We start from the raw sequence: 16054 nt of genomic DNA on the forward strand, positions 1-16054 counted from the left end.
CGCACCACCTCTTCGCGAGGGGCGCACCACTACCCGCCCAGCGCACCAGGGATGACGGGTGCGCTCGGCGGAAAAGGGTGCGAAGTCCCGGGCCCAGGCCACCTCACCCTGCCTTGATCTCCCTGCGATGCCGCTGCACCCGTTGGGCGATCACCAGGCCCGCCGCTGCCAATCCAACGGTGACGGGGTAGCCCATCAACCGCTCCAGGGTGCCGGGCTGGGGCACATGCATTCCGGTGATCCCGCCAATAGTGAGCGCACCGATACAGACCAGGCCGCACGCGCCGAGGAACCAACTCACCGGGGTCTGCCGGAACCACAGCACGGCAAGCAGGATCAGGGCAAACCCTCCCCCAATGAAAAACATGAGCGCCCCGGCGAAGTGCCACGGCGAATCCAGGTCCTCTGGCACCAGGCCCACCAACACTGTTCCCACACCAGCCACCCCGGTCAGGACGCGAACACCGACCGCCAGGAGCCACGGGACCGTGAGCACCCGAACGGGAGCTGGGGTGTTGGGTGCGTCCCGGAATCGCCGGGCAGGCATGCCCGGACGCGCCGCGACGCACAGCAGCCCGGCGGTGAGGAACAGTGCACCAAGGACCAGCCCCAGGCCTTGCACCACAAACGAGGCGTTCATAAGCAGATGCAACGGCGAGCACACCGACCTGTCCTCGTAGATACCGCAGGACACCGCGCCGAGGTCGCTGATGTACCCGGTTGCCCTGCTGTAGGGCTCGGGACCAGCCCAGGCCTGGATTACCGCGGCCTCGGCCACGAAGTACTGGACTACGCTGAGCTGCGCCCAGCCTCCGATGTTTGCGCGGACGCTTCGCACGTCGGGTAGGAACGATCCGGCTGGAGCCGCTGTGGTCAGGTGCCCTTTCATGGTCGCCAGCCTAGCCGTGTTCAGGCACTGCCCTGGCAGCTTGTATGCTTGTAGTCGTGTCCGGGCCCTGAGCTCCAGCAATGGGTTTCATGCCGTGGACACAGGCCCTCGTAGCTCAGTGGATAGAGCACGGCTCTCCTAAAGCCGGTGTCGTTGGTTCGATTCCAATCGAGGGCACTTGAACTACCAGCAGCCCACCCCGGACCTGCGGGCCTACCTGGCCGGCAGCTGGAACGTGGAGCGGACCCTCCTTGACCGGGCTACCGGCACCCGCGGTACCTTTACCGGCGTCGTGCGTTACAGCGGGAACGCCGACGGCGGGCTGGACTACCGTGAAGACGGAACCATGCACTGGCCCACCCATTCGGGCGCGGCATTTCGCGAATACATCCTCAGGCCCGGGGCCGGTCCGGAGTCAATGGACGTTTTCTTTCCCGACGGGCGGGCCTTCCACGTCATGAGCTTCTCCGAGCAGGGCCATGAGGACGAGCACTGGTGCGATCCCGACGATTACCGCGTCAGTTACACCTACGAAGGGCCGGATTCGTTCAGTTTCGCCTGGGATGTCCGTGGTCCTGCGAAGGATCTGCTGCTCGAATCGCATTTGAAGAGGCAAAAATGAACCTGATCATTGTCAGCGCAGTCTGCGTCTACAACGAAGCCGGGCACCTCCTTACCGTCCGGAAGCGCGGAACGGACAAATTCATGCACCCCGGTGGCAAGCCCGAAGCCGGCGAAACCGCGGCCCAGGCTGCTTCCCGTGAGCTGTTGGAGGAAGTCGGGATCGACGTGCCGCCCGAAGAGCTCCAACCCGTGGGTGTTTGGCTGGCTACGGCCGCCAACGAGGCTGAAACCACCATTGAAGCCACCGTGTTCACAGCCCCCGGCACCTGGCTGGCACACCCTTCCGCGGAGATCGCCGAGATCCGCTGGCTGGACCTCCATGCGCCGCTGCCCGGGGACCTTGCCCCACTCCTGACCGACCACGTGCTGCCGGCCCTCACCGCACCCCGGTAGGTGCGGGAGGCGTTACAACTCCGGGACTGCTTCCTGGGCTACCGCCGTGGCTTCCGCGAACTGGGTTTGGTACAGCTCGGCGTAGCGTCCGTCGGCGGCCAGCAGCTCGGCATGCGTACCGCGCTCCACGATCCTGCCGTCCTCAACCACCAAAATGGCGTCGGCGGCGCGGATGGTGGACAGCCGGTGCGCAATAACGACGGCGGTACGTCCCTCAAGCGCCTCGCCCAAGGCCGCCTGGACGGCGGCTTCGTTGGTGGAGTCCAGCGCGGCCGTTGCCTCATCGAGGATGACGACGCGCGGCTGCTTGATGAGCAGCCGGGCAATGGTGAGCCGCTGCCGTTCGCCGCCGGAGAGCCGGTAGCCCCGCTCTCCCACTACCGTCTCCAGGCCGTCGGGCAGGGAGCGGATCATTGTTTCCAGGCGGGCCCGCTTGAGTACGTCCCACATGTCCTCTTCGGTGGCGTCGGGGCGGGCAAGGCGAAGGTTGGAGGCAATGGTTTCGTGGAACAGGTGACCGTCCTGGGTGACCATGCCCAGGGTGTCACGCAGGGAATCGAAGCGGACGTCACGGACGTCCACGCCTGTCCCGGGGGCCTGGCCGCCCAACCGGACAGCACCGGAATCGACGTCGTACAACCGGGAGAGCAACTGTGCCACCGTGGACTTGCCCGCCCCGGAGGAACCCACCAAGGCCACCGTCTGGCCGGGCTCTACCCGGAAACTGACGCCGTGCAGGACTTCCTCGCCGCCCCGGGTGTCCAACGTGGACACCTCTTCAAGGGAGGCCAGGGAAACTTTGTCCGCCGACGGGTAGGAGAAACGGACGTTGTCGAACTCCACCGCCACCGGGCCAGCAGGCACGGAAACCGCGTCCGGCTTCTCGGTGATGAGGGGCTCCAGGTCCAGGATTTCGAAAACGCGCTCAAAGCTGACCAAAGCACTCATGATTTCCACGCGCGCGTTGGACAGGGCCGTCAGCGGAGCGTACAGCCGGGTCAGCAGGAGCGCCAGGACCACAACGTCGCCCGGAGCCAGCTGGCCGCCGAGGGCCAGCCAGCCGCCCAGACCGTAGACCAAGGCCAGGGCCAACGCCGAAACCAATGTCAGCGCCGTGACGAACGTGAACTGCAGCATTGCTGTGCGGATACCGATGTCCCGGACGCGTCCCGCGCGGTCGGCGAATTCACGGGACTCTTCATCCGGCCGGCCAAACAGCTTCACCAAAGTGGCGCCGGGCGCGGAGAACCTTTCCGTCATCTGGGTTCCCATGGCGGCGTTGTGGGCGGCAGCTTCACGGCGGAGGTCCGCCAGCTTGGAACCCATGCGCCGTGCAGGAATCAGGAAGATTGGCAGCAGCACCATGGCCAGCACAGTGACCAGCCACGAAGTATTGAGCATGACTGCCAGTGTCAGGGCCAAAGCCACCACGTTGCTGACTACGCCGGACAAGGTGCCCGCGAAGGCAGACTGGGCCCCGATGACGTCGTTGTTCAGGCGGCTCACCAGCGCACCCGTCCGGGTCCGGGTGAAGAACGCGATGGGCATGCGCTGCACATGGTCAAAGACCCGGGTGCGCAGGTCTACGATGACGCCTTCGCCAATGATCGATGACAACCAGCGCGTCAGCAGGCCTACGCCTGCTTCGCCCACGGCCACGATCGCGATGAGGACGGCCAACCAGATAACCGTTCCTACCCCGGCGTTGGCGATGATGGCATCAACCACCTGGCCCGCAAGGACCGGAGTTGCGACAGCCAGGAACGCTCCCGCGATCGACGCGATGACGAAGGCAATGAGCTTGCCCTTGTGCGGGGCGGCAAAAGCCATCACCCGTTTTAGCGTTTCCTTCGAGAACGGCTTGGAGCCTGACTTGGCGGTGGTGATGTTGTACAGCGAGCTCCAGGCCACGCGGTCCATGCTCATGGTTACTTCTCCTGGCTTGGGGTGTGATGGAGCTCCCGGACGTGGCCGTTGTCCACGTGCCAGCGCGAATCGAGCCGTACGTTTTCCAGCAAGCGGCGGTCGTGGGTGACCAGCAAGAGTGCGCCTTCGTAGTTTTCCAGCGCCTCTTCAAGCTGCTCGATCGCGGGGAGGTCCAGATGGTTGGTGGGCTCGTCAAGCACCAGCAGGTTCACGCCGCGGGCCTGCAGCAATGCGAGCGCGGCACGGGTCCGCTCCCCCGGTGACAACGAATCCACTGTCCGGGAAGTGTGGTCGGCCTTCAGGCCGAACTTGGCCAGGAGCGTGCGGACGTCCGCCGCATTCCAGTCCACCAGCACAGCTTCAACCGCGTCCCCAAGGTTGCTGCCGCCGTCGAGCAGTCCGCGGGCTTGGTCAATCTCGCCGACGGCCACCGAGGCACCCATGGAAGCGTCGCCGTCGTCCGGTTGCTGTGTTCCCAGCAGCAGCCTGAGCAGTGTGGACTTGCCGGCACCGTTGGGTCCGGTGATGCCGATGCGCTCACCACCGTTGAGCTGGAGGCTTACCGGTCCGAGCGTGAAGTCGCCTTGGCGCGCGACGACGTTGCGCAGGGTGGCGACGACGGCACTTGAGCGGGGCGCCTGGCCGATGCTAAACTGCAGCTGCCACTCCTTGCGGGGCTCCTCCACCTCGGTGAGGCGGGCGATGCGGGACTCCATTTGACGGACTTTCTGGGCCTGCTTCTCGGAGGATTCGGTGCTGGCGGCACGACGGATCTTGTCGTTGTCCGGGTTCTTCTTCATGGCGTTCCGGACGCCCTGGGAGCTCCATTCACGCTGCGTGCGGGCGCGGGAAACGAGGTCCGCCTTGGTGTTTGCGAAATCCTCGTAGCGTTCGCGGGCATGGCGTTTGGCAATGTCGCGTTCTTCCAGGAAAGCCTCGTAGCCGCCGTCGTATACGGCGACGGAATTCTGTGCGAGGTCCAGCTCCACCACGGCCGTTACGCACCGGGCCAGGAATTCGCGGTCGTGGGAGACCAGTACCACGCCGCCGCGCAGGCCCTGGACAAACGACTCAAGCCGGGCCAGGCCGTCCAGATCAAGGTCGTTGGTGGGTTCGTCCAGCAAAACCACGTCGAAGCGGCTGAGCAGCAGCGCGGCCAATGCCACGCGGGCCGCCTGTCCGCCGGAGAGCCCCGTCATGAGCGCATCGGTACCCAGTTCCAAGCCGAGGTCGGCCAGGACGGCCGGGATGCGGTCTTCGAGGTCTGCGGCCCCGGACGCCATCCAACGGTCGAACGCCAGGGAGTAGGCGTCGTCGGCTCCTGGAGCACCGGATCCGAGCGCTTCAGCGGTGGACTCCATCTCCGTTGTGGCCTTGGCGCAGCCTGTCCTGCGGGCAATGTACGCGGCGATGGTCTCGCCTTCCGTGCGTTCATGTTCCTGCGGCAACCAGCCCACGAAGGCGTCCGACGGCGCTAGGCTGACGGTTCCCTCCTGCGGCTGGTCGACACCGGCCAGGATGCGCAGCAGCGTCGATTTGCCCGCGCCGTTCGCTCCCACCACGCCAACGACGTCGCCGGGCGCTACGGTGAGGGAAAGTTTCGAAAAAAGGGTGCGGTGGCCGTGACCACCGGCAAGATCCTTGGCCACCAAGGTTGCAGTCATTGTGTCTATCCTCCAGCAAGGAAACGCAGGGAATCAGGCTGCGATTCCCGCAGGCATGGAAAAACCCGTTGGTCCGGACTTGGGGGGTGTACGGACCAACGGGTTCAATCATCAAGCATAATTCAATGTGGCGTCAGCGTAAAATCGATTCGTACTCCCACTTCCGGTTGCCCGATGAGCGAAACCGGGCTGCCCCTGCGACACGTTCCTGAAAGTTCCACATGCCCTTACAGTCCAAGGCGTTCCAGCGCTGGCTTCACGGCGTTGCGCCCGATGCCAGCACTGCAGACGTCTGCAGGATCGCCGGCATCAAGAGGACAACCCTTGCCCAGCAGCTGGTTCGCGGCAAGGTGGCAGAATCCACCCTGGTCAGCATCAGCCGCGGCTTCCATATCAATCCCGTGCAGGCGCTCTCCACTTTCGACCTCTACTCGGAGCTTCGTGGCGACCCCGTTCCGCCGACGCCCTGCGAACTTGTGAGCCAAGTGGCCACCATCGATTTATTGCGGGCCGTGGTGGAGCGCAGCGAACCGGGTTCCGACCCTGCCCCGCACCTTTCGGAGCCGCCGCACCCCACGTCCGTGCGGAACTGGGTGGACGCGATCGACGACGGCGAGTTGCGGCACCGCGTCAGTGTCGCCACCGGGATCGCTCCGCAGAACTTTTCGGCCCACCTGACAGCCAACAGGCTTCCGCCCGAACTCGCTGTAGCAACGTCGCGTGCTGCCGGGGTGGGGCCCGCGGGAGGGCTGGTGGCCGGCGGGCTCATCACCGAAGCGGAGGCGGGTTGGCCGCCGGATGCCCGCAGGAAAGCCTTGGACGCCATGACGCAGAGTTCACTGGTGACCTTGGCCGGCGAACGGCTCCTGGCGCTCGGTAAGACTCTGCGCCGCCAAGAACAAGACCACGAACGTACTGAAAGAATTTGGGAGAACCTCGGATGACGGCTGTCCTGCCCTGGGTCACGCTGGTTGTTTGCCTCGCGATAACCCTCGCACGAATCCCCAGCGCGTTGCGCGGCGAGAACAGGGATGTTTTCTACATCTTCTCGTTGATCACGCTGAGCATTTTCATCAGCATCGAAGCGCCGTACCTGGTCATTGACGGCTGGCTTGGCGGGATGAACATCGGCAACCTGGTGCTGCGCTTCCTCCTGTATGCCACGTTCTACTTCATGGGCATCAAGATCGCCATGGCGTTCGGATCAGCATCGGCCGTGCGCGCAATCCGCGGACCCATCGGTATCACCGCGGCGGTGCTGGTGGGAGCCTTGACCATCTACTTCTTCGCCATCACGGACACGCGGGGTTCCTCGGCCGGCATGAGCGGGCTCACGTGGGGGCCTTCGCTGGACGGCTATGCGGCCATGGGCCGGCTGTATCCCGGGTTTGTTGCCGCTTGCTTGGTGCCTGCGATCTGGCGGACGGTGGCCAGCACGGCTCCCGTGCTGCTGCGTGTGGCTTCCGGGTTCCTGCTCCTGGGTCTCTGCCTGCTGCTGCTCTCCCAGTTCTTTCCGCTGATTCCGTTTTCAGAGGCCTGGCTGCGGGTGCTCATCAACTACTCGGCGGCCATGGCCACGTGCATCGGGCTGGCCGGAATCTGGTTTTCGAAGGCTTACGCCCGTAGAAAACAACGACTCTTGGCGTAAGACTTTCACAAAAGCATTAGATCGTGGCACAATCATGAATGTGTGAAAGCGGCTGCAGCCTGACACCGGAATCAGAGAACGGGTTTCCGGTGGATGTGGCGCCCACCGGATCACAATTGGGGGGATGAGTGGTGGCGGGCTGTTGGGGACCGCCCCCACTCAGCCTTTTTAACGGCCAAATCGCCGCCCCCACCGGGCATCCACCAAGCCGGGTCCCGCGTGATGGCTAAGATGGCACCATGAACAGCCTTCGCACCCGCCGCACAGTCCTCGCTGCCACCCTGGCCTCGGTCGCCCTCGCACTTTCCGCCTGCGGTGGCGGGTCCACTCCTGCCCAGTCCGGCGGAGACACCTCCCTCTCGGACGTGAAGTCCAAAGGCGAGCTGGTTATCGCCACCGAAGGCACCTACCGCCCGTTCACTTTCCATGCCGAGGGCGCCGGGGACCTGACAGGGTTCGATGTCGAGATCGCACGGGCAGTGGCCGACAAGCTTGGCGTGAAGGCAACGTTCCAGGAAACCCAGTTCGATGGCATCTTCGCGGGCCTGGAAGCCAAGCGCTTCGATACCATCGCGAACCAGATCTCCATCAATGACGAACGCAAGGCCAAGTACGAGTTCTCCACGCCGTACACCGTGTCCACCGGCGTGGTGGTCACCAAGTCCGATAACAACAGCATCAACAGCTTCGCCGACCTCAAGGGCAAAACCACCGCCCAGTCGCTGACCAGCAACTTCTACAAGATGGCTGTCGAAGCCGGCGCGAACGTCCAGGCAGTTGAGGGGTGGGCCCAGTCGGCCACGCTCGTTCAGCAGGGACGCGTGGATGCCACGGTGAACGACAAGCTCACCTACCTCGATTACGCGAAGACCACCCCCGACTCCGGTTTGAAGGTCGCAGCTGAGGCGCCGGACAAGACCGAGAGCGCCTTCGTTTTCCGCAAGGGATCCACGGAACTCAGCACGGCCGTGAGTAAGGCCCTCGCCGATCTCCAGTCCGACGGAACCCTGGCGAAGATCTCCACCAAGTACTTCGGCGCGGACGTCACCAAATAGATGAACTGGGACCTCATCTGGAGCTCCTTCGGTCCCCTGATTACAGGGGCCGTGACGGGGACCATCCCCCTCACGCTCGCGTCCTTCGCTTTTGGCCTGGTGCTGGCCCTGTTGGTCGCCCTGCTGCGGCTGAGCCCCAACGTGGTCCTGTCCGGGATCGGTCGCTTCTACGTCTCAGTCATTCGCGGTACTCCCCTGCTGGTGCAGCTTTTCGTGATCTTTTACGGCCTGCCCAGCATCGGCGTCAAGCTGGATCCATGGCCCAGTGCGATCATTGCCTTCTCCCTGAACGTGGGCGGCTACGCTGCCGAAATCATCCGCGCGGCCATCCTCTCGGTGCCTAAAGGCCAGTGGGAGGCCGGACACACCATCGGCATGTCGCGCCCGCAGGCACTGCTGCGCATCATCCTTCCCCAGGCCGCCAGGGTGTCCGTCCCGCCGTTGTCCAACACCTTCATTTCCCTGGTCAAAGACACGTCCCTCGCATCCTTGATCCTGGTCACCGAACTGTTCCGCAATGCCCAGCAGATTGCCGCTTTCAGCCAGGAGTTCATGGCCCTGTACCTGCAGGCAGCCTTGGTCTACTGGGTTATCTGCCTGGTCCTCTCCACCGCGCAGTCCGCCGTTGAGAGGAGATTGGACCGCTATGTCGCCCACTAATACCCCGGAACCGCAGGCCGCCCCGGTACTGGAGGCGAGGAACCTCGCCAAGGCCTTTGGCAGCAACCAGGTACTGCGTGACATCGACATCGATATCCGCCGCGGCCAGGTGGTGGCCCTGATCGGGCCTTCAGGCTCGGGTAAGACCACGGTGTTGCGTTCGCTCAACGGGTTGGAAATTCCCGACGGCGGCACCGTCACCTTCGGCCAGGGTGATGCCTCAGGTGAGCTTGCCATCGATTTCGGGGCCAAAGTGGGCAAGAAGGAAGTGGCCGCCCTCCGCGACCGCAGCGCCATGGTCTTCCAGCACTACAACCTGTTCCCGCACATGACCGTGCTGAAGAACATCATTGAGGGGCCGGTCCAGGTCCAGAAGCGCCCCAAGGCCGAGGCCATCGCCGAGGCCGAACGGTTGCTGGAACGCGTGGGTCTTGCCGACAAGCGCGACGCTTATCCCTTTGAGCTTTCGGGCGGCCAGCAGCAGCGCGTCGGAATCGTCCGGGCACTTGCCCTGAAACCCCAGCTCCTCCTGTTCGACGAACCCACCTCCGCCCTGGATCCGGAGCTCGTGGGTGACGTCCTAGGCGTCATCAAGGAACTCGCCGAAGAGGGGTGGACCATGGTGATCGTCACCCATGAGCTGGCCTTCGCGCAGCATGTGGCGGACGAAGTCATCTTCATGGACGGCGGTGTCGTGGTGGAACGCGGCCCTGCTGCCGAGGTGCTGCGCGCACCCCGGCAGGAACGAACCAAGCTCTTCGTGAAACGGCTACAACACGACGTCTAGCCGCGGCTGAAGCGCAAGGTCACCAACTGGAACGGGCGGAGCACCAGGTCCACCACGGAGCCTTCCTGCACCACGACGCCGGGGGCATCCACGGGGCGTTCCAACAGGTCCGTGGCCGCGACGCCTTGAGCCTGGAATCCGGGTGCGACCTTGCCGGTCGAGCGCTCCCCCAAGGATTCGTAGAGCCGGACGACCACATCGCCCGATCCGTCCTCAGCCAGTTTGACCGCCTCCACCACGATCGCCGGATTGGTCACTGAGACCAGCGGCTCCACGGCGTGCCCGCCCGTGACGTACCGGGGCGCCAGGTTGGTGCGGTAACCCTCCTCCACGGCGTCAGCTATCCCTGCACCGGGCCTGATGGACAGTTCAAGGGTGTGTTCGCCCCGGTCCGCTTCCGGGTCCGGGAAACGGGCGGAGCGCAGCAGCGAGGTGCGTACCGTCGTCGTCGTTCCGCCGTCCTCACGGACCGCCCTGGTGACGTCGTGGCCATAGCTGGAGGAGTTGCTGACCGCCACCCCGTATCCGGGTTCGGCGACGTGAATCCAACGGTGGGCGCAGATTTCGAACTTGGCCACTTCCCACGAAGTGTTCGTGTGGGTGGGCCGGAACACGTGCCCAAACTGTGTCTCGGACGCAGACCGGTCAGCACGGACGTCCAGCGGGAAGGCGATCTTCAGCATCTTTTCGCGCTCCTGCCAGTCCACCGCGGTGGCGATGCCCAGTGACTTCGAGCCGGCGTCGAGCGTGATGCGCTGCGTGATGGTGGAGGAGCCCACCTTGCGTTTGACAACCACGACGGCGCCCGCTGCGGTGCGCTCGAGGTCGGCGCTGTCCGCCCGGGTCAGCGGGGTGACGTTTCGACGATAGAACTCCTCGATGTCCCAGGCATCCCACTCGTTCGGGGTGTCCCTGAACAGCTCCAGCAGGTTGCCCGCCTGGCCCGGCGCGATGGCCTCACGGCCGCTGGCATGGTCCACGAGCGAAGTGATGAGGCCATCGGAATTCAGGACGGCGCGGATGACGCCGTTGTCCAGGACGAAGCCTTCGGTGTCATCCTGGACCTGCACGGCCGGGCTCGGGGTGCTTGCTGCACCGACACCTAAAGCAAGGACTCCGGCGCGCACGTGCGGGGCAGCATTGAGCAGGTACTCGGTGCCGCCTGGTCCCACCAGGGCCTTCGCAGCGGCGCTGATGATCTCTTCAAGGTCGCGCGCAATGGCCTCATAATTGCGTTCCGCATCCTGGTGGACCCAGGCGATGGAACTGCCGGGCAGGATGTCGTGGAACTGTTGCAGCAAGACCAGCTGCCAGAGCCGTTTGAGCTCCTCATAGGGGTACGCGTAATCCGCGCCGAGGCGGACGGCGGCCGTGGAGCACCAGAGCTCTGCCTCACGGAGAAGGTGCTCGCTGCGGCGGTTTCCCCGCTTGGTCTTGGCCTGGCTCGTGTACGTTCCACGGTGCATCTCCAGGTACATCTCCCCCACCCATACCGGCAGGTTCGCGTACTCGGCCTCGGCTTTGGTGAAGAAATCCCGGGCCGTGCCCATTCGGACCTTCGGCGATCCTTCCAGGTCCGCGGTGCGGTGCGCGGCAGCGACCATTTCGCGCGTTGGCCCGCCACCGCCGTCGCCATAGCCGAACGGCACCAGCGACATGGTGCCGCGGCCGTGGTCGCGGTAGTTGCGCTCGGCATGGGCCAACTCCCTGGCGTGCAACTCCGCGTTGTAGGTGTCAACGGGAGGGAAGTGCGTGAACAGCCTGGTCCCGTCGATCCCTTCCCACGAGAACGTGTGGTGCGGCATCCTGTTGACCTTGTTCCAGGAGATCTTTTGGGTGAGGAACCAACGTGATCCGGCGGCCTTGACGATTTGTGGGATCGCTCCGGAGTAGCCGAAGGAATCCGGCAGCCATGCTTCCTGGCATTCGACGTCGAACTCTTTCAGGAAGAAGCTCTTGCCCTCCACGAACTGGCGTGCCATGGCCTCCCCACCGGGCATGTTCGTGTCGGACTCCACCCACATACCGCCGACGGGAACGAACTGTCCGGCTTTGACCTTCTCCCTGATCCGGACGAAGAGCTCGGGGAAGTACTCCTTCATCCACGCCATCTGCTGGGCGGAGGAGCAGGAGAAGACGAAGTCCGGGTCCTCGTCCATCAGGGCCACCACGTTGGAGAAAGTCCGGGCACATTTGCGGATGGTCTCACGGACTGGCCACAGCCACGCCGAGTCGATGTGTGCATGGCCTGTGGCCAGGAGTTGGTGGGCGGACGCATACGCCGGCCTGCTGAGGACCTCCCGGAGGGCTTCCCGGCCAGCGGCGGCGGTACCGGCGACGTCGTCGGGGTCCATGATGTCCAGCATGCGTTCCAGGGCGCGCAGGACCTCGTTGCGCCTGGGCAACTCGGTGGGCAGCTCATGCATCAGCCCGCTGAGGGTCCAGATGTCCTGGTTGAGTTCCCACACAGTTTCGTTCAGCTCCGCCATGGCGATCCGGCCCAGGCGGTAACGGGGTTCGTCACCGGAGGTCGCCTTGTCCCCCAGCGGGGTGGGCGCGAAGGACCATCCCTGCGCTACGTCCGGGTTGGCCGCGGCCTCCACATAGAAGTCCACTGAGTGTCCGCCGCCAAGAAGTTTCAGGGGAACGTGGTAGTTCCTGGGCGAGATCGCCTTGATGATGCTGCCGTCCGCCCGCCAAGCGGTACCTTCGCACTGGAAACCGGGGACATCGCTGTTGAACCCAAGATCCACGATGATCTCCACCTCGGTGGAATCCGACATTCCCCAGTCCTGGGGCACTTCGCCCTGCAAACGCAGCCATTTGGTGCTCCAGGCCTTGCCCCATGCGGCGCCCTGCTCCTGCGGGGTGAATAGCTGGCGCATGGCCTCGGCGACGGGCACCGGCTCACCAGGAGCATCCCAACTGCTGAGGTCCAACGGTATGGCCCTGCCATAGATGGCCGGAAGAATGCGTTCCCGAACAAATCGATCGAGACGCTGTTCAGTGATCCGGCGGTCGTCGTGCAATTAATTCCCCTTTGGGCGTAGGCTTTAAGGACACGGCGTGATGGCAGGTTCCCCACAGGCTGTTTTTCAACGCCTGTTCCTGATACCCACGGTTCCATTCGATGGATAAAATCTACGTTGTTCCAGCTCAATAGCCAAGTGACCGGCGAACCGACAGGGTGACCTTAAGAACCCGGCTCCCCCGTAATCCGGTCCCGTCCCGCGTACACATTGAGGCTGGAACCCCGGCTGAACCCCGCCAAGGTGATGCCCGATTCCACGGCCAACTCCACTGCGAGGCTGGATGGAGCACTGACTGCGGCCAGCACGGGTATGCCCGCCATCGCAGCCTTCTGGACGAGCTCGAAGGACGCCCTGCCCGAAACCTGCAGCACTGTCCCCCGCAACGGGAGCATGCCGGCACGCAAAGCCCAGCCAACCACCTTGTCCACCGCGTTGTGGCGCCCCACATCCTCCCGCAGGCAGAGCAGCTCTGAAGTGCCGTCGTCGTGAATCCTGAACAGCCCGGCGGCATGGACGCCGCCTGTCTTCTCGAAAACCGCCTGCGCCTCGCGGAGGCGGTCCGGGAGGGCAGCAAGGACGCCTACCGGAACGGTGACGTCGTCCTCCTGCGGCGTGTGGTGCGAGGATTTGCGGACCGCCTCGATGGAGTCCGTGCCACAGATGCCGCACGAGCTTGAGGTGTACACATTCCGTCCGGTGTCCGGGCGTACCACATCGGGGCGCAGCTGGGCGTCAACAACGTTGAAGGTCTGCACGCCGTTCTCGTCCTCCCCCGAGCAGAACCGCTCGGAGATCAACTGCGAAGGCTCCCAGATGATGCCCTCGGACACCAGGAATCCTGCGACGAGATCAAAGTCGTCACCCGGCGTACGCATGGTCACCGAGAAGGACATGTCGCCCAGCCGGATCTCCAGGGGCTCCTCCACGGCCAGGACGTCTTCCTTGAACCGGACTGGGTGCTCCAGCGCCTGGGGAGAGCCGTCCAGGACGAACTTGTGCACCTTGCGGCGCTGGGTTACGCGTCCCATGTCAGGCCACCTCGCTTTCGTGCCGGACGAAGCGCACCGTCATCGCTTTGTAGCCCGGGGTGTTGGATTCCCTGGCCACCAACTCGCGATGTACCAGTGCGTTGGCTTCCGGGAAGTAGGCGGCAGCGCAGCCCTTGGCTGTCGGGTACTCGACGAGCCGGAATTTGTTGGCCCGCCTTTCCGAGCCGGCAAAGGTGGAGATGACGTCCACCAGGTCACGGTCCTCGAAGCCAAGCTCCACCAGGTCAGCGGAATGGACGAGTATCACGCGGCGGCCCTCCGAGACTCCACGGTAACGGTCATCCAGCCCATAGAACGTGGTGTTGTATTGGTCGTGGCTTCGCACGGTCTGCAGGATCAGGTGGCCGGCGGGGGCTTCCAAATACTCCAGTGGACGAACGCTGAAGCGCCCCTTGCCGATGTCGGTGGCGAAGGTACGGGTATCGCGGGGCGGGTTGGGCAGGACGAAACCATTCTTGGTGCGCACCCGGGCGTTGAAGTCTTCAAATCCAGGAATGACACGCGAGATGTGGTCCCGGATCACGTCGTAGTCCTCCGCCATGGCCCGCCAGTCCACGCCATGGTCATCCCCAAGGGTTGCCTGTGCCATGCGGGCTACGATCACCGGTTCACTGAGCAGGTGCTCCGAGACCGGTTCCAGCCGTCCCTGCGTCTTGTGGATGACCGACATGGAGTCCTCCACGGAGAGGAACTGCTTACCCGTGGGGTGTTTGTCGTCGGTGTCGGTACGGCCCAGCGTAGGCAGGATCAAGGACGTCTTGCCGTGGACCACGTGGGCACGGTTGGGCTTGGTGGAAATGTGGACCGTCAGCCCCGCACGTTTCAGGCCTTCTTCCAGTGCTGCCGTGTCCGAACCTGCCGCGGCGAAGTTGCCGCCCATGGACACGAAGACATCCACTTCACCCTTCTCGAGGGCGTGCTGGGTTTCCACCGAGTCATAGCCGTGGTCGCGCGGCATCCGGAAGCCGAACTCCTCGTCCAGGGCCGCAAGGAACGACTCCTTGGGCTTCTCCCAGATGCCCATGGTGCGGTCGCCCTGCACGTTCGAGTGGCCGCGGACCGGGCAGGCTCCGGCACCCCGCTTGCCGAAGTTCCCTTGGAGCAGCAGGAGGTTGATGATTTCACGCAAGGTATCCACCGAGTGGGGCTGCTGGGTCAGGCCCAGCGCCCAGCAAATGATGGTCGCCTTGGAGGCAGCCATCATTTTCGCCGCCTTGGTGATCTCCGCGCGGGTCAGGCCGGTGGCGCGCTCCGTTTCATCCCAGTCCACCACGGACCGGGCCTCCGCGTAGGCAGCGAAGCCTTCGGTCTGCTGCGAGATAAAGGAATGGTCGACGACGGTCCCCGGGTTGAGTTTCTCCTCCTCCAGGAGCAGGTGGCCCAGCGCCTGGAACAGTGCGAGGTCTCCGCCCACCTTGATCTGCAGGAACTCGTCGGCGATGGTGGTGCCGCCACCGATCACTCCGTTGAGGGACTGCGGGTCCTTGAAGTTCAACAGTCCCGCTTCGGGAAGCGGGTTGACGGCAACGATCTTTCCGCCGTTGTTCTTGCAGTCCCGCAGCGCTGACAGCATCCGGGGGTGGTTCGTTCCGGGGTTCTGGCCAACCACCAACACCAGCTCCGCGTGGTGGATGTCCTCCAGGGACACCGTGCCCTTGCCGATTCCGATGGTGGGGTTCAGTGCGCTGCCGGAGGACTCATGGCACATGTTCGAACAATCCGGGAGGTTGTTGGTGCCAAGGCTTCTGGCGAACAACTGGTACATGAATGCGGTCTCGTTGGCGGTGCGGCCAGAGGTATAAAACACGCACTTGTCCGGCGTGGTGGCGTTGATGTGCTCCCCAATGAGGGCGAAAGCGTCTGCCCAGCTGATGGGCGAATAGTGGGTGTCACCGGGCTTGATCACCACAGGCTCGGAAATCCGGCCCTGGCTCCCCAGCCAGTACTCGGTCTTGCCTTCGAGGTCCTTGATGGAGTGCTCGGCCCAGAAAGGCGCGCCCACTGTCCTGGTGGTGCTTTCCTCGGCGATCGCCTTGGCGCCGTTCTCGCAAAACTCTGCCGGGCTTCGCCTGCCGGTGATGGATTCCGGCCACGCACATCCCGGGCAGTCGAAACCGCCATGCTGGTTGACCCGCAGCATGGAGCGGACCGTGCGGGTGACCCCTGCTTGCGAATAGCCACGTTCAAGGGCCACTGTGACGGCCTTGACGCCGGCTGCGGCTCGTTTGGGCGGGTGGATCTGCAGGTCATCTTCATTGATGTCCTGTTCGGGAGCGTGCCTGTTCATGAGTCCATCATTGCATCTTGGCCGGACACCCGGTCTACAG

At 64.2% G+C, this 16054-nt stretch carries 13 protein-coding genes and 1 tRNA gene; 8 read left to right on the forward strand and 6 right to left on the reverse strand.

Annotated features, from left to right (window positions below; genetic code table 11):
• Window positions 1-103: 103 nt before the first annotated feature.
• Window positions 104-889 carry a DUF998 domain-containing protein gene (locus AC5RU9_RS14960; protein ID WP_494017052.1) on the reverse strand — a complete coding sequence of 262 codons (786 nt, stop codon included), beginning with the start codon at window positions 887-889 and terminating at the stop codon, window positions 104-106.
• A gap of 104 nt (window positions 890-993) precedes the next feature.
• Between AC5RU9_RS14960 and AC5RU9_RS14965 the strand changes: the two genes are divergently transcribed.
• The 3 genes from AC5RU9_RS14965 (at window position 994) to AC5RU9_RS14975 (ending at window position 1906) form a co-directional block, all read left to right on the forward strand.
• Window positions 994-1066, forward strand: a tRNA-Arg gene (locus tag AC5RU9_RS14965).
• Window position 1067: 1 nt separating this feature from the next.
• Window positions 1068-1511 (forward strand): DUF6314 family protein, encoded by a 444-nt coding sequence (locus AC5RU9_RS14970; RefSeq protein ID WP_494017053.1) that lies wholly within the window; start codon window positions 1068-1070, stop codon window positions 1509-1511.
• Window positions 1508-1906, forward strand: a complete 399-nt coding sequence (locus AC5RU9_RS14975) for an NUDIX hydrolase (RefSeq protein ID WP_494017054.1) — start codon at window positions 1508-1510, stop codon at window positions 1904-1906. Before AC5RU9_RS14970 ends, AC5RU9_RS14975 begins: the two co-directional genes overlap by 4 nt.
• Before the next feature lie 12 nt (window positions 1907-1918).
• On the opposite strand, the gene AC5RU9_RS14980 is transcribed toward AC5RU9_RS14975, so the two are convergent.
• Window positions 1919-3832: an ABC transporter ATP-binding protein gene (locus tag AC5RU9_RS14980; protein WP_211712880.1), complete on the reverse strand. Its 1914-nt coding sequence runs from the start codon at window positions 3830-3832 to the stop codon at window positions 1919-1921.
• Between the two features lie 2 nt (window positions 3833-3834).
• Complete coding sequence (locus AC5RU9_RS14985) at window positions 3835-5496, reverse strand: ABC-F family ATP-binding cassette domain-containing protein (protein WP_494017055.1); 1662 nt, start codon at window positions 5494-5496, stop codon at window positions 3835-3837.
• Window positions 5497-5717: 221 nt separating this feature from the next.
• Between AC5RU9_RS14985 and AC5RU9_RS14990 the strand changes: the two genes are divergently transcribed.
• From AC5RU9_RS14990 to AC5RU9_RS15010, 5 genes are all read left to right on the forward strand, one after another.
• A complete protein-coding gene (locus AC5RU9_RS14990; protein WP_494017056.1) occupies window positions 5718-6440 on the forward strand; it encodes a hypothetical protein in 723 nt (240 codons plus the stop codon).
• On the forward strand, window positions 6437-7144 hold the full coding sequence (locus AC5RU9_RS14995; RefSeq protein WP_494017057.1) for a hypothetical protein: 708 nt from the start codon (window positions 6437-6439) through the stop codon (window positions 7142-7144). The genes AC5RU9_RS14990 and AC5RU9_RS14995 overlap by 4 nt, the downstream gene beginning before the upstream one ends.
• Window positions 7145-7383: 239 nt before the next feature.
• Window positions 7384-8199 carry an amino acid ABC transporter substrate-binding protein gene (locus AC5RU9_RS15000; protein ID WP_494017058.1) on the forward strand — a complete coding sequence of 272 codons (816 nt, stop codon included), beginning with the start codon at window positions 7384-7386 and terminating at the stop codon, window positions 8197-8199.
• On the forward strand, window positions 8200-8859 hold the full coding sequence (locus tag AC5RU9_RS15005) for an amino acid ABC transporter permease (protein ID WP_211712875.1): 660 nt from the start codon (window positions 8200-8202) through the stop codon (window positions 8857-8859).
• The gene (locus AC5RU9_RS15010; RefSeq protein WP_211712874.1) at window positions 8846-9646 is read left to right on the forward strand and encodes an amino acid ABC transporter ATP-binding protein; all 801 of its coding nucleotides are present in this window, start codon (window positions 8846-8848) and stop codon (window positions 9644-9646) included. The genes AC5RU9_RS15005 and AC5RU9_RS15010 overlap by 14 nt, the downstream gene beginning before the upstream one ends.
• Here AC5RU9_RS15010 and AC5RU9_RS15015 read toward each other — a convergent pair.
• The 3 genes from AC5RU9_RS15015 to AC5RU9_RS15025 all read right to left on the reverse strand — a co-directional run bounded on the left by AC5RU9_RS15015 (window position 9643) and on the right by AC5RU9_RS15025 (window position 16014).
• A complete protein-coding gene (locus tag AC5RU9_RS15015) occupies window positions 9643-12675 on the reverse strand; it encodes an alpha-mannosidase (protein WP_494017059.1) in 3033 nt (1010 codons plus the stop codon). The genes AC5RU9_RS15010 and AC5RU9_RS15015 overlap by 4 nt on opposite strands.
• 164 nt (window positions 12676-12839) lie before the next feature.
• The gene (fdhD, locus tag AC5RU9_RS15020; RefSeq protein WP_211712872.1) at window positions 12840-13706 is read right to left on the reverse strand and encodes a formate dehydrogenase accessory sulfurtransferase FdhD; all 867 of its coding nucleotides are present in this window, start codon (window positions 13704-13706) and stop codon (window positions 12840-12842) included.
• 1 nt (window position 13707) lies between these two features.
• On the reverse strand, window positions 13708-16014 hold the full coding sequence (locus AC5RU9_RS15025; RefSeq protein WP_494017060.1) for an FdhF/YdeP family oxidoreductase: 2307 nt from the start codon (window positions 16012-16014) through the stop codon (window positions 13708-13710).
• Between the last annotated feature and the right edge of the window lie 40 nt (window positions 16015-16054).

This window comes from Arthrobacter sp. B0316-5-4 (assembly GCF_059090325.1).